General features: G+C 42.7%; 10 protein-coding genes. 2 read left to right on the forward strand and 8 right to left on the reverse strand.

Annotated features, from left to right (window positions below):
* Positions 1–130: 130 nt before the first annotated feature.
* A complete protein-coding gene (tkt, locus tag G3569_RS00975) occupies positions 131–2,140 on the forward strand; it encodes a transketolase (RefSeq protein ID WP_165265157.1) in 2,010 nt (669 codons plus the stop codon).
* Positions 2,141–2,156: 16 nt separating this feature from the next.
* Here tkt and G3569_RS00980 read toward each other — a convergent pair whose 3' ends face one another.
* Positions 2,157–3,302: a PP2C family protein-serine/threonine phosphatase gene (locus G3569_RS00980; RefSeq protein ID WP_165265159.1), complete on the reverse strand. Its 1,146-nt coding sequence runs from the start codon at positions 3,300–3,302 to the stop codon at positions 2,157–2,159.
* A gap of 117 nt (positions 3,303–3,419) precedes the next feature.
* Here G3569_RS00980 and polA point away from each other — a divergent pair, with 117 nt between their 5' ends.
* On the forward strand, positions 3,420–6,200 hold the full coding sequence (gene polA / locus G3569_RS00985) for a DNA polymerase I (protein ID WP_165265161.1): 2,781 nt from the start codon (positions 3,420–3,422) through the stop codon (positions 6,198–6,200).
* Positions 6,201–6,304: 104 nt separating this feature from the next.
* Here polA and G3569_RS00990 read toward each other — a convergent pair whose 3' ends face one another.
* The 7 genes from G3569_RS00990 to G3569_RS01020 form a co-directional block, all read right to left on the reverse strand.
* Complete coding sequence (locus G3569_RS00990) at positions 6,305–6,787, reverse strand: hypothetical protein (RefSeq protein WP_165265163.1); 483 nt, start codon at positions 6,785–6,787, stop codon at positions 6,305–6,307.
* A gap of 86 nt (positions 6,788–6,873) precedes the next feature.
* Positions 6,874–7,266: a DUF2914 domain-containing protein gene (locus tag G3569_RS00995; protein WP_165265165.1), complete on the reverse strand. Its 393-nt coding sequence runs from the start codon at positions 7,264–7,266 to the stop codon at positions 6,874–6,876.
* A 78-nt stretch (positions 7,267–7,344) separates the two neighbouring features.
* Positions 7,345–7,968: a trimeric intracellular cation channel family protein gene (locus G3569_RS01000; RefSeq protein ID WP_165265167.1), complete on the reverse strand. Its 624-nt coding sequence runs from the start codon at positions 7,966–7,968 to the stop codon at positions 7,345–7,347.
* A gap of 113 nt (positions 7,969–8,081) precedes the next feature.
* Positions 8,082–9,206: a DUF6588 family protein gene (locus G3569_RS01005; protein WP_165265169.1), complete on the reverse strand. Its 1,125-nt coding sequence runs from the start codon at positions 9,204–9,206 to the stop codon at positions 8,082–8,084.
* A gap of 89 nt (positions 9,207–9,295) precedes the next feature.
* On the reverse strand, positions 9,296–10,225 hold the full coding sequence (gene rsgA, locus G3569_RS01010) for a ribosome small subunit-dependent GTPase A (RefSeq protein ID WP_165265171.1): 930 nt from the start codon (positions 10,223–10,225) through the stop codon (positions 9,296–9,298).
* A 97-nt stretch (positions 10,226–10,322) separates the two neighbouring features.
* Complete coding sequence (gene lon / locus G3569_RS01015) at positions 10,323–12,857, reverse strand: endopeptidase La (protein ID WP_165265173.1); 2,535 nt, start codon at positions 12,855–12,857, stop codon at positions 10,323–10,325.
* A 167-nt stretch (positions 12,858–13,024) separates the two neighbouring features.
* Positions 13,025–14,578, reverse strand: coding sequence for a DUF5723 family protein (locus tag G3569_RS01020; RefSeq protein ID WP_165265175.1), 1,554 nt, complete (start codon positions 14,576–14,578; stop codon positions 13,025–13,027).
* Between the last annotated feature and the right edge of the window lie 12 nt (positions 14,579–14,590).

The following is a 14,590-nucleotide window of genomic DNA, read 5'->3' on the forward strand; positions in this document are numbered from 1 at the left end:
GGCCTCCTTTCGGGGAGGCCTTTTTTATTTGCTTACCTTTTCTTTCGTTTTTAAGTGAGCCTAGCAATGGCTATTTTCAGCTTCTAATTTATTTGATCTTAATTTCCTAAACCTTCTCTATATAATAATCATGAATCACACCATTACCTCGCTTGATGAGCTGTGCGTAAATACGATCAGAACCCTATCGATGGATGCTGTGCAAGCAGCAGAATCCGGGCACCCGGGCATGCCTATGGGGATGGCCGATGCGGCATATGTACTCTGGACTAAATTTTTGAAGCATGATCCTGCTAATCCCGATTGGTACAATAGAGACCGTTTTATCCTCTCGGCAGGACATGGATCTATGTTATTATATAGTCTATTGCATCTTACCGGTTATGATCTGTCGTTAGAAGAATTAAAAAACTTTCGACAGTGGAATAGTCTTACCCCCGGACATCCCGAATATGGGCACACACCGGGGGTAGAAACTACAACCGGGCCATTGGGGCAGGGTTTTGCTACTGGTGTTGGTATGGCGATGGCTGAAAAGCATCTGGCGGCCAAATATAATAAAGACGGATTGCCCATTACTGATCACTACACCTACGGTATTGTTAGTGATGGTGATCTTATGGAAGGAATCTCACAAGAGGCGGCCTCACTTGCCGGTCATCTAAAGCTGGGGAAAATTATTTATCTCTATGATGATAATGAGATCTCTATCGATGGAAGTACCGACTTGTCATTTACAGAAGATGTTTCTAAGCGATTTGAGTCCTGCGATTGGCATGTTATAGAAATTGACGGTCATGATCGTGATGCGGTTGAAAAAGCGATTCAAGAAGCTCAAAAAGAGACTGAAAAGCCATCGCTGATTCGTTGCAGAACGCATATCGGTTTTGGAAGTCCTAATAAGCAAGATAGTTCTTCCTCGCACGGAGCTCCTTTAGGTGAAGATGAGATCAAGAAAACAAAAGAAAATCTTGGATGGGATCCGGAAGCTACTTTTCATATTCCTGATGATGTGTTAGAACACTTTAGAGCGGCAAGGGAACAGGGGAGTGAAGTCCGTGATCAATGGCAGGCCCTGTTCGATCAGTACAAAGACTCATATACTGAGCAAGCTACTCAGTTCCAGGCAGCTATAACACGAGAACTACCGACCAATTTTGAAGAATTTTTACCCACCTTCGAAACTGATGAAGATGGATTAGCTACCAGAGCTTCGTCGGGCAAAGTCATCCAGGCATTAGCACCTGAAATTCCTCATTTGATAGGGGGATCTGCAGATCTTACCGGCAGTAATAAAACCTGGATTGATGATTCCGGAATATTTAGTGCTTCGAACTATAGCGGACAGAATATTCACTTCGGAGTTCGCGAGCATGCTATGGGAGCAGCACTAAATGGTATGGCCTTACATACCGGAGTGATTCCATATGGCGGAACATTCTTAATCTTTTCGGATTATTGTCGTCCGGCTATTCGTCTTGCTGCACTTTCAAATATTCCTTCAATATTTGTCTTTACCCACGACAGTGTAGGACTCGGTGAAGACGGCCCCACGCACCAGCCGATTGAGCATTTAGCTTCATTGCGTGCAATGCCTAATGCTTTGGTATTACGTCCTGCTGATGCGAATGAGGTAGCCTGGAGCTGGAAAGCTGCCATTAGCCATACAGAGGGACCATCACTGCTTGCACTTACACGACAAAGTGTGCCTACCTTTGAACGAACAGAGGAGAATGCGGCATCAAATACGCTGAAAGGTGGATACATTTTGGCAGATTCTGAAAAAGATCAGCCAGATGTTATTCTTATGGGAAGCGGTTCTGAAGTACAGTATGCTATGAAGGCTAAAGATACACTTGTTGGCGAAGGGATAGATGCCCGGGTCGTAAGTATGCCTTGCTGGAAATTGTTCCGTGAGCAAGACGAATCCTATAAACAACAGGTACTGCCATCTGAAGTAACGGCCCGTATTTCTATTGAGGCCGCGGCCACCTTTGGCTGGCGCGAATGGATAGGATCCGAAGGGATGGCTATTGGCTTAGATCACTTTGGAGCTTCGGCGCCATTTAAAGATATCTATGAAAACTTTGGTTTGACGGCAGATCATATCGTTGAAAAAGCACGTAACTTAGTGGGATAAAAGCCGCTAAGGTGTACTATTCGTTATGATGTACACAGGTAAAGGTGATATCATCAGCGGGTTTCTCCTGGCCGATAAAGTTTTCTAAAGATGACTGAATTTTATGGATGATCGTTTTGGCATGTAATGAGCCATACACACTAAGTATGGCGTCAAGACGATCTTCTCCATATTCTTCACCCAGTTCATTACGGGCTTCGGTAAGACCATCGGTATAGAATAAGATGCTGTCGCCGGATTTGAAATGAAAGACTTTTTCCTGGAGGTGGTGTTCCATGTTTTGTGATGATGTCATACCGAGAGCGAAACCGTCGGAACGGAGATCAAAGGTGGCATCTCGTTCGTCACTAAAAAAGATGGGGGCATTATGTCCGGCTCGGGCATAGATAAGTTTGTCTTCTCCCTTGGGAAAGAAACCGGCACAAGCGGTGACAAACGTTTTGTCCTTGATATCCGATTTCACATAGTTATTGAGCTCCATAAAAAGTTCTTTGGGCGTGGGATTACTTTTTTCAATAATCAGGTGTACAAGTGCCTGCATGCGTACCATATACAAGGCAGCTGATAATCCCTTGCCGGAAACATCGGCAATAACGATATATGTGCCTTTGTCGGTTTCAATAATATCAACATAGTCGCCGCCTACATCTTTGGCTGTATTAGCAAAAGATACGATTTCGAGATTTTCGGTTTCATGCTCAGTATTGGGTAATAAGCTGAGTTGAATTTCACGGGCAAGGTCAATTTCGCGCTTAACGTCCGATTTTTCTAGCAGCTCAACCAGTAGAAGCATGAGCATAGAACCGAAAGCAAAAGGGACCAGTAGGTCATAAAAAATTACGAATCCGGTAATCTGCAGAAATCCGAATAGATAATATGCTACGAATGAAATCAAAGATAATCCGAATAATAACCTACGGGTGGGATTTAGCCGCTGAGTTAGGGAAGAAAAGAGTCGCAGGAATTTCATATGTCCCGGTATTTCGGAACTGCGCCTCTGTTCCATATCCTCATTAATCGCTTCTGAATAAAGCTGCTTGAGCCGGTCGGTATCGTTGTAAAATTCTTTACCGATCCGCTCCCGGGTCATCCCGGAAACATATTCTTTATAAAACGATTTTGTATTTTGGAAAGCAGATTTAGCTTCGTTTTTTAAGCCCATGTAAAATTGTGATCAATATTGTAGAGTAAAGTACTTATTCGAAAACGATGGCAAAAAGTTTTACCTTTCCTTTTGCCAGTAGAAAAAAATAATTAACCAAGTAAAATAAAATCCAGAATGTCTAAGAGTTTCTTGTTTTTAGTGGATGGTATGGCTTTGGCCTATCGTTCGCACTATGCTTTCATCCGCAGTAATTTAAAGAATTCCGAAGGGATTCCCACAGGTCCGATATTAGGTTTTGCCAATACCTTAGAAAAACTGCTTCAAGAGCACGAACCAAGTCATATTGCAGTAGCATGGGATACCGATAAACCCACTTTTAGGCACGAAATGGATGACGATTATAAGGCAAACCGTCCACCTCAACCCGAAGAGCTTACAATCGGAATTCCTCTTATTAAAGAGATGATTGAGGGCTATGGGATAAAAAATATTGAACAAGATGGTTATGAGGCGGATGATATTATTGGCACTATCGCCGAAGGGGCAAATGCCGAAGATGTGGATGTATTCTTGGTAACCCCGGACAAAGATTTTATGCAGTTGGTGCACGATCATATCACCATGTACAAACCGGATAACCAGAATGGCGGTTTTAATAAGATCGATCGTGAAGGGGTGAAAGATTATTTTGGGGTGTATCCTGAAAAGGTGATTGACGTATTAGCCATTTTAGGTGATACCTCTGATAATATTCCCGGTGTTAAAGGGATCGGGAAAAAAGGTGCACCTAAGTTGATCAATGAGTATGGGTCGCTGGAGGCAGCTATCGAAGATGCTCCCAATATGAGTTCCAAACGTCACCGCGAAGGGTTGCAGGAGTATGAAGAGGAGGCGCTGCATGCCAAAGAGATGGTGACGATTAAAACGGATGTACCCAATACTGTTGAATGGGAGCAGCTGGAGTGGGGAGGAGCTCATGATGAAGAGTTAGGGACTTTCTTTAAGCGGATGGAGTTCCGTACGCTCACTAAAAAGTATCTTGGGGAAAAGGTTACACGCTCAGCTGATAAAAAGTCGGAGCCGGCAGATAAAAACCAGGCAGACCTTTTTATTGCGGATGATGATACGGATGAAGAATCTCCACTTCAGAAGTACGATGAAGATATCGTCAGCTATGAGTTGGTTGACACTTCAAAAGCGATTAAAACACTGGTGGAGAAACTATCCGGGAAAGAACGGCTCTGTTTCGATACCGAAACCGATGGGGTTGATCCCATGGAGAATGAGCTGGTGGGAATTTCACTGGCCACAACGCCCGGTGTAGCCTATTATATCCCCGTTAATGTGGAAGGGGGAATTCCGGAAAAAGAAGCACTGGATATCTTGACGCCGCTTTTTGAGGATGAAGACACCTTAAAAATAGCCCATCACTATAAGTTCGATTATATGATGTTGAACAGAGCTGGCCTGGAGGTGCAAGGTCCTGCCTTTGATACCATGATTGCAGCCTATCTTATTGATGCAGACCAAAAGCTGAAAATGGATACTCTTGCTGAAGAATATTTGGACTATGAGTGTATTCCCATTACTGATTTAATTGGTGAAGGACGTAAGCAGAAGTCGATGGATGAAATTGATGCTGCCGATATCAAAATATATGCCTGTGAAGACGCAGATATTACCCTGCGATTATATGAGCGGTTAAGTGATGCGTTGGAAGAGGATGATCTCGATGATATTGCTGAAACGCTCGAATTTCCGCTTATGGAGGTTCTTGCCGAAATGGAAATGAATGGTATACTTTTGGACAAAGAGATGCTTGAGGAGTTCTCTACGGAGCTAAGAGAGGAGCTGCTGGAATTAGAAGATACTATTTATGAAAAGGCAGGTACTGAATTTAATATTAACTCTCCGAAACAGCTAGGCGAAGTGCTATTCGATAAAATGGGGCTACCGGCGGGCAAGAAGACCAAAACCGGACAATATTCTACGGCTGAATCGGTATTGAAAAAGCTGGCTTCTGATTATGAGATACCGGATCTTATTTTGGAATATCGGGCATTGAAAAAGCTAAAGTCGACGTATGTAGATGCGTTACCCAAACTTATTAATAATGAGACCGGGCGCATTCATACCAGCTTTAACCAGAGTATAGCTGCTACGGGTCGTCTGTCTTCTTCAAATCCGAACTTGCAGAATATCCCTATCCGAACCAAAAGGGGGCGTGAAATTCGCAAAGCCTTTATTGCTGATGAAGGATATCAACTGCTGTCTGCGGATTACTCGCAGGTAGAACTACGGGTTATTGCCTCTATTGCTGAAGATGAGAATATGATGGAAGCCTTTAATAACGATGAGGATATTCACTCTCGTACTGCGAAAGAAATTTTTGAACTTGATGATATCGAAGATGTTACTTCGAATCATCGCCGCAAGGCTAAAGAGGTAAACTTTGGGATTCCCTATGGCGTAAGTGCCTATGGATTGGCCAATCGTCTGAATATCAGTAATGAGGAAGGGAAGGAGATGATTGAGCAGTATTTTGAGCGATTTCCGGGTATACAGGAGTACATCGATGAGACCAAGAACTTTGTGAAGGAGAATGGGTATGTCAAAACTTTATTGGGACGCCGGCGATATATTCCCCAGATCAATTCTGGAAATTGGAATGTGCGCTCATTCGCTGAACGTACAGCCATCAATATGCCCATACAGGGTACGGCAGCCGATATCATTAAGCAGGCCATGATCGACATACAGCAGTATCTGGAAGAGCATGAGCTGGATACGAGTATGCTGCTGCAGGTGCATGACGAACTTATCTTTGAGGTTCCCGTCGATGAAGCCGATGACGTACCTGCAAAACTGCAAGAGCTTATGGAAGAAGCCTACGAACTGGCCTGTCCGCTAAAAGTTGATATGGGACTGGCCGATGATTGGCTTGAGGCACATTAATAGTCATAAAAAAATAACCCCAAATCTATATTCTGTTTAACTTGGGGTTGCACAATAATTTGTTATAAGGTTATTAATTAAAATTGTATAACCCTTTTACACTATCAGCAATCTTGATACGTGTATTTTATTTCAACCTTAAACATTTTACGGTCATATTCAATATTAACATCCCTGTCTCCATCCCCAATTATATCTTTAAGTGCTTTTTTAACACATTTTTCAGATCTACAGGTTTTTTTCTTAGGCTTACAGGGCTCTGCTAAAAAATAACTTTGGGATTTAACATTCGGTGAATTTTTAATGGGATAGTTGATTAATAATTTTTTATTCTCCGTTCTTATTCTAAAGGTATTAATCCTTTCATCTGAATTCACTTTGTTATCATAAATATAATCCGCCAGTTCTTTTACCAACTGATCAGTACCCTTGTTGAGAGGATGCTTATGTTTGGAAAAATCAATATTGAGATCATATTCAACGTCCGACAAATCTAAATTATCTTTCGTCTTTTTATCGGTTACATTGCAACTAAAAAATATTAATGAGAATAGGAGTATAACTACTGTTCTTAATGAATGTTTCATAAAAATATATCTTGACTTAAGGTTAATTAGTAATCTTAATCTAAGAAAAAAAAGAAAAAATCCTAAATTGAATGTTTTTGAGTAATTTATTCGCTTATAGAAAATGATTTCTTAGCAATCACATTTCCGTTGCTGTCTTCAACTTCTACGCGCCAGGGCCCTGTCCAGCTGGGCAGTATTGATTTGGAGCTCCAGGTGCGCCATTTTTGAGATGCTACTGTTAGTGGGATATGGGCTTTTTCTTCATCCTTATAATGCCATACGTGGTATACTTCTGTGGAATCACTGGCGCCCTCAATAACGGTATAACAATAAACATTGCCTACATTCGAAGAAAAGGAGGTATCGGGCTTGATGGGTTTACGATCTTGTATCTCTTGGGCAATGGTTATTTGTGGGACTCTCAAGTGGTGAGCTCGGATTATGCCAGCGCTTCCCGAAAATAATAGCAGTAATAAGATCACTTTTAGAGGTCTCATAGTATCTATCTTTTTTAAGGATGTTTCTTCTAATATGAGAAAAAATGCTTAAAAAATTCTTTGCTCGCAGTAATATTATCACTCTTCCAGTCTAAAGCGGGGCAGGTGTAGCTCCCATTGAATAGCCGCCAAGCGCAGGCCAATGACCACTCCCATACCGATAATGATGTTCGTTACCGAAGATAAACCGGTAAACTGTAATAAAAGGTAAACGGTAGCACCAGCCAGGGCTGCGGTGGCATAGATATCACGGCGCATAATCATGGGAATATCATTGGATAACACATCACGAATTAATCCGCCGACAGTACCGGTAATAGCAGCCATAATAACAATAATTACCCCATTGGAAATAACTTCTTGCGTTATTTGTGCACCCGTAATGGTAAAAACAGCAAGCCCCAAGGCATCAGCCAATAGTAGGGCTTTCTCTGGAGGTGCTTTATGTCGGGTATACCAGATGGTGGCTAAGGCTGATACAATTATCACCGAGAGATACGTGGGATCAGCAATCCAAAAGATAGGGTGCCGGTCGAGAAGCAGGTCGCGGGTAGTGCCTCCTCCAATAGCTGTGACAACTGCAATAATGACAACGCCTAACAAATCAAGGCTTTTACGTCCTGCTGCTAACGCCCCGGAGATAGCAAAAACAGAGACGCCAAAAAGATCTAGAAGATAAAGCAGTCGTATTTCGTCCAACATAGCAATGGAATAGTAATCAATATTTGCACCTTGTATTTACGCCGAAGGGTACAATAAAAAAAGGGAGTTCACAAAATGAACTCCCTTTAAAAAAGTAATTCTTATTTTGTCCTTTAACGGAAGCTTATCCCAAATCCTACATTGTAACTGGAGTAATTGGACAGGGTATAGGAGCCCGAGATGTGGAAAATAGCAAAACGGAATCGGAATCCTGCAAGTGCGCGAAATCCATTATCACCTTCAATAGAAATATCAAGTGGTTCTTCAACGGCTTTAATAATAAATTTTTTATTATTATTTGGATCATTAATATAATCAGGATTTCCTTCAACGGTAGGATAAGAACCAGGGGTTTTGGCATTAAATGTAGAAGCCTCATATCCTATTCCACCATAAATTGATATCATGGGTAATGTTTTACCAACTAGTGCATTTATTGACCATGCGTCTGTGTTCATCGTGATCTTTTGACCATCCCAGGTCGAAGTTGGATACGTGTTTTTTATATCTTGGCGACCTTCAATAAGATCTTCAGCCGTTACGTCAAATCCTGAACCCACTTCCATGTTTGTATATCCAAACATAAGAGAGAGGTTAACAGGTAACATACCTCCACCCGGTAACCACTGGTTAAGGCCATGTTTAGCGCCCACACCAAATAGGTTAAAAGATCCGAAATCTCCTATTTTTGTTTCAGGCATATATCGGAACATTAGTTCAGTATCCTTAATAAGTCCAACACCGGCCTTTATCATTGGTGACGGAACATATCCGAAGTCTGTCCCTTTAGGCATGTTGAAATCAAATACTTTTTGCTCACTAACCCCACCAGGGCCATCAGGATCAGCATAAACATCAAGGGTAGGACCTGTTATATCCTTTCCATTTATGGTCTGAGCAATATCGCCACCACTTGCAACTTTTACTTGTTGAAGATTTAGGTTTTGTATATCAAAAGATTTGTCTCCGCCAGGTACTATCGCAAGTCCGGAACTTATAGTAAGGTCAAACCCAAGCTTTTTATGTGGTTTAGCCGTATTTGTCCAGCCGGTATTCAAAGCAGCACCAAATCCGGTACCAAACGGTTGTAGGTATGCTTTGGCTAATGCATTAGCATCGTCTGTACTTGACTGTAAAATTTGACCAACGTCGCCGAGTTGGGCTTTAGCCGGTATTGTTGCAAAGCCAATCATCCCGATGAACAGTCCGATAAATAAAATTCTGAATCTTAATTTCATAGCTTATAGATATTTTATTCTTATTTAATTGTAAACCCTTTTTATTTGTACAACGAATACTACATAATATCCTATTAACTCTCTAGTGCTTAATCGTCTTTTAGAGAATCAAGAATGTTAAGGTATGAATCGTATCGACCGGGGTCAATGTGCCCCTCCTCAAATGCCCCAATAACGCCACAACCGGGCTCATGGCTATGTGTACAGTTATTAAATTTACATCGCTGACGTGGTTCAAGCATCTCGGGGAAAAAGAGTGAGAGTTCCCAGGGATCTATATTGACCAGCCCAAATTCGCGAATTCCCGGCGTATCAACGAGGTATCCCTCATTGACAAGCGGTAATATTTTAGCAAAAGTAGTGGTGTGTTTCCCTTTTTCATTATACGTTGATACGTTGCCGACTTTACGGTCAATACCGGGATTAATACGATTGAGTAAACTCGTTTTTCCTACTCCAGAGGGGCCAACAAATACCGAGGTAATGCCTTTCAAGCTTTCTTTAAGATTTTCAAGCGTGTCTTCCCACTCAATGCTGGTGGTAAGTACTTCGTAGCCGAGTGATTCATAGAGTTCCGTCAAATAAGAGATCGAGCGTTTGTCTTCTTCATCAGCCAAATCCATCTTGTTTATTACGATACGAGCGGGAATTTGATAGGCCTCACAGGTAACAAGAAATCGATCCAGGAATTGCGGCTTTAGTTTTGGCAATTTTACGGCTACAACGACATAAGCGGCATCGATATTGGCAGCCAAAATTTGATTCCCCTTCTGGTGATGAGTAGACTCCCGTATTAAATAGTTCTCTCGATCCTCAATCTTTTCAATACTGCCGCTGCCATCATCATTAATAGTAAAATGCACATAGTCGCCTACAGCAATAGGATTAGTCAGAGCGTGATCTTCAAGCCGAAACCGCCCGGGAAGCCGACAATTGATGTGGGTCGTTTCGTCATCCTTTTTATAGGATACCTCGTACCAGCGACCTGTTGATTCTACGACTCGTCCTCGATATTCCAAACGTTACCTTTTGTTGATTCAAAGTTTAACTAGCCTAAAATAAAGAAGTCACCCCGATAAATCGAGGTGACTTCAAAAACAGTCTGTGGTACGGATGCTAATCCATAACTATTGTCTCTTGGGAAGCATCCTTAGATTTTGCTCCTTTTTTACTTTGTGATTTATAGGTATCACTTACCTTAAAGCGTTCTGCGGGTTCAACTACTGTCTCCTCTTCGAGGACAATATCTAACAACGGATCCATCCGCTCGAGATACTGCACCTCAAGGTCACCGAGCACGTCTTCTTCGATTTCGGCTACATCCTTTTCGTTCTTCTGAGGAAGTAATACTTTCTGGATACCGGCTCGTTTGGCAGCCAGTACTTTTTCTTTGATACCGCCTACAGGCAGTACTAATCCGCGAAGTGTAATTTCTCCGGTCATGGCCAAGGTTCCTTTGACCTTACGCTGGGTAAATATGGATGCTACTGCCGAGAAGATAGAAACTCCGGCAGAGGGGCCATCTTTGGGGACTGCTCCCTTAGGAACGTGAATATGGAGGTCCCAATATTTGAAAGCCTCGTCGGGAATATTCAGCTCCTCAGAGTTAGCCTTCAGATAAGACATGGCCAGCATGGCCGATTCTTTCATGACATCACCCAGTTGGCCGGTGATATGTAATTTCCCGCTTCCTTTTGAGACGCTTGCCTCAATAAAGAGAATATCACCGCCGTAAGGAGTCCAGGCTAAGCCTGTTGCAACGCCCGGAACTTTGGTGCGTTCGGCCACTTCGTTGAAGTACTTTCGTTTACCGAGGTAATCGTCAAGTTCTTCCGGAGTTACTTTATGCGGACCTTCTTCACCGGTAGCTATTTTTGCGGCAACACCCCGGCAGACCGATCCTATTTTTCGTTCGAGCGAACGAACACCTGATTCTCGGGTGTGTTCCTCAATAATCTTTTTGATCGTTTCTTCTGTAATGTCAATTTGTTCTTCTTTGAGGCCATTTTCCTTGATCTGCTTAGGCATCAGGTGCTCTTTAGCAATCTCGGTTTTTTCTTGCAGCGTATAACCGCTGATGTTGATGATCTCCATCCGGTCGCGCAGTGGGGCCGGGATGGTATCTAATGAGTTTGCCGTAGCAATAAAGAGTACCTTGGATAGATCGTAGTCCAACTCAAGATAGTTGTCAGCAAAGCTGTCGTTTTGTTCAGGATCAAGAACCTCGAGCAGGGCAGAGGTGGGGTCACCGCGATAATCGGAGCCTACCTTGTCAATCTCATCCAACATCATTACCGGATTGCTGGTTTCCGCCTTTTTCATTGCACGAATAATACGTCCGGGCAGAGCCCCAATATAGGTACGGCGGTGTCCTCGAATTTCGGCCTCGTCGTGGATTCCTCCCAGGCTAAAGCGTTCAAATTTACGGTTCAAGGCACGGGCAATCGATTTACCGAGCGAGGTTTTACCAACTCCGGGAGGGCCGTAGAAACAGAGGATAGGCGCCTTCATATCGTCTTTTAGCTTCAATACGGCTAGGTACTCAATAATACGTTTCTTTACCTTGTCTAAGCCGTAGTGGTCATCATCAAGAACCTCTTGGGCGTTATCGAGATCAAGATTATCATCAGAGTATTTTTCCCAGGGCAGATCCAGAATCCATTCAATATAATTATGGATGACTCCATAATTGGGAGATGAATTTGGGGTACGGTCGAGTCGTGTTAATTCTTTCTCCACCGTTTCCTGGGCCTCTTCGGGAAGCTCTTTTTCTTTTGCCTGTTTACGCAGCTTTTCTACCTCTTGGTGTTGCCCGTCTTCGCCAAGGGCTTCTTGTATGGCCTTCATCTGCTGGCGCAGATAAAAATCACGTTGCTGTTCATCAATATCCGACTTTACTTTGGTACGAATCTCTTCGCTGAGGTTCAATACCTGGAGTTCCTTGTTGAGGTACTCCATTACAAGCTCAATACGATCAGAAAATTGTTGGGTCTCTAAAACCTCCTGTTTTTCTGCAGTAGATACGTTGAGATTTGAAGAGATAAAATTAAGCAAAAAGGTAGGGCTGCTGATATTGTTAATGGCAACCGAAGCCTCCGATGGAATATTGGGAGAGAGGTTTACAATTTTGCTGGCGGTCTCTTTAACGGATCGAATAGAGGCATCAAGTTCAACGCCCTCAAGATCCATCTGTTGTCGAAAGGGGTCAACACTAGCCTTGAAATAGGGGTCTTTCTGTAAAAATTCATCAACCTTGAATGTCGTTTTCCCCTGGATGACGATACTCTTACTGCCATCGGGCATTTTTATGAGCTTAAGAATTTGTGCTACGGTACCGATCTCGTAGAGATCTTCCCCGTCAGGGTCTTCATCCTCTTCTTTTCTCTGGCTTACTACACCAATGGTTTTATCAGATTCATAAGCATCTTTAACCAGTTTGAGAGAGCGATCTCGTCCTACCGTAATAGGGACAACGACACCGGGAAATAATACTGTATTCTTGAGGGGAAGAATGGGCAGTTCATCCGGAATTTCGGACTGCGTTAATTCCTTTTCTTCCTCCTCAGACATTAGTGGTATCGCCTGTTCGAAATCATCGAACTGGTCTTCTAAATCTTCGAAATCAGCAACATTATTGAAGATATTCTTCATGAAAAAGCAATAATTTAATCAAAGTTTTTATATTCTTGACTTTATATGATGCAAATAAAGAGCCAATCCTTAAGCATCTACCAATTAGTCATAGTTACTGGCAAAATAACAAAATGTTAGGTCTATTGGTTTATAGGTTGACAGGTTGGCAGGAAATTGTCGGTATATTAAAAATGAAATTTCAAACCTGCGAAGGCTCCACCTATAAATTCGGAGGTTAATGTTCGAGCTCGGATTAGTACCTGGGTACCCACATTAAAGGACCAGTTGCGCAATTCAATTCCCGTTCCCAATCCAACCTGCGTAGGCAACCCAGAGGCAAGCCGTGTGCCCACACGTAATGGTACCCGTTTCAGTGGGTAGGCTTCAAGTCCTAAATGAACAGCTAGTTTTGTATTAGTAAAAGCATTGTTTTTAAGCCCTAAGGTGAGATCACCCATTAGGGTAAGCCGAGAATATTCAATCATAATACCGGCATTTATTGAGGTCGGCAACAGGGTATTAAACTCTTGTTGATTATTTTCTTTGCTATTTAAAATAGGATTGCTCAGGTCGGTTGCTTGCTCAAAATAGGAGAGATACTGCCCATTGGATCCAATAAACATGGAGTTGGCAATAGCTTGTTGAGAAGCAGAGACCGTATCTTTTGGTGTTTCTAGTTGTACTGGATTGTTGCGGTGTCGAATAATCCCGACATCATTGAGAGAGAGGGCTATACGAATAGATTTTGAGGTTACTGATTCTTTTCCGCTGGCGTTTATAGTTGAAAAATCATTGCCCAGTGGAATAATGTATGTCAGACCAAAATCAACTCCCACTCCATAGCCGGTATTTTCAATTACCAGTTGTCGGTCAAAATTTCGATTAATGCTTGCCAGTGCAGAGCTGCCATTTCTATATGCTTGTGTAGCGTTGGAGTAGTTACCGGTTGACTGGTAAAAGAATGAGCTTACAAAAGAGGGGATTGACCCGTCTTCCGGTCGAATATAGCGCGCATCGTACTTCATATTCATGCCGGGACCGGCAAGTACCAGTTTGGGAGCTATGCCAATATGGATTTTGTTAATTTGGGGGGATAGTCCATTGAAAAAGGTAAATTCCCGGGCATAGCCAAAGGAAATCTCATAAAGATGATTTCTATGCTGTTCGAGAGTAAAATCACGAACTTGTTCACCTTCAGACTCAATAAATTTATCTGAGTACCACCCGCGCCCCACTACAATGCGAGAAGCAAAGCGGGCACGAGCTACAATAGAAAAAGCTTCCTTTTCTCTTTGCCAAAGGGCGCCGCCTAAAATAACATCTGCCCGTGTCTGGTACTGCGAAGTTAGGCGATCAGAGGGGTAGTTATTGTCTAATATGGTTTCTCTTTGCCGATCTGTTATTGTAACGGCACTTAGTTGGAAAGGGTAGTAGGCATCGGTAAAATTGTAATACTGGTTGTCTGCAGCCTCTGTCGATAGTACCGACTCGTGTAGTATTCCAGCATGGCCCAGACCGATATGCCACTGTCCCGAGCGGTCATGAACCATCAAGTTAGCTGGGTTCCAAAACGTAGCTTCATACCCGGTTAGGTAGGCAGTGCCCCCTCCTCCTAAAGCGGTGTTTCGAGCTCCCAAAACAGGTTGAGCTTTAGCGATATAGGGTATAGCCCCCCCGAGAATCATCAAGATGATGACTGCTAAATAAATAAAGCTCGTTGAATATCTGTTTTTAGTCATGTACTAAAGGTG

Origin of the sequence: Fodinibius halophilus (genome assembly GCF_011059105.1) — a bacterium.
Classification (GTDB): domain Bacteria; phylum Bacteroidota; class Rhodothermia; order Balneolales; family Balneolaceae; genus Fodinibius; species Fodinibius halophilus.

Coding starts and splice junctions, on each gene's coding strand:
- tkt (WP_165265157.1), top strand. CDS start 131: ATGAATCACACCATTACCTCGCTTGATGAGCTGTGCGTAAATACGATC.
- G3569_RS00980 (WP_165265159.1), bottom strand. CDS start 3,302: ATGGGCTTAAAAAACGAAGCTAAATCTGCTTTCCAAAATACAAAATCG.
- polA (WP_165265161.1), top strand. CDS start 3,420: ATGTCTAAGAGTTTCTTGTTTTTAGTGGATGGTATGGCTTTGGCCTAT.
- G3569_RS00990 (WP_165265163.1), bottom strand. CDS start 6,787: ATGAAACATTCATTAAGAACAGTAGTTATACTCCTATTCTCATTAATA.
- G3569_RS00995 (WP_165265165.1), bottom strand. CDS start 7,266: ATGAGACCTCTAAAAGTGATCTTATTACTGCTATTATTTTCGGGAAGC.
- G3569_RS01000 (WP_165265167.1), bottom strand. CDS start 7,968: ATGTTGGACGAAATACGACTGCTTTATCTTCTAGATCTTTTTGGCGTC.
- G3569_RS01005 (WP_165265169.1), bottom strand. CDS start 9,206: ATGAAATTAAGATTCAGAATTTTATTTATCGGACTGTTCATCGGGATG.
- lon (WP_165265173.1), bottom strand. CDS start 12,857: ATGAAGAATATCTTCAATAATGTTGCTGATTTCGAAGATTTAGAAGAC.
- G3569_RS01020 (WP_165265175.1), bottom strand. CDS start 14,578: ATGACTAAAAACAGATATTCAACGAGCTTTATTTATTTAGCAGTCATC.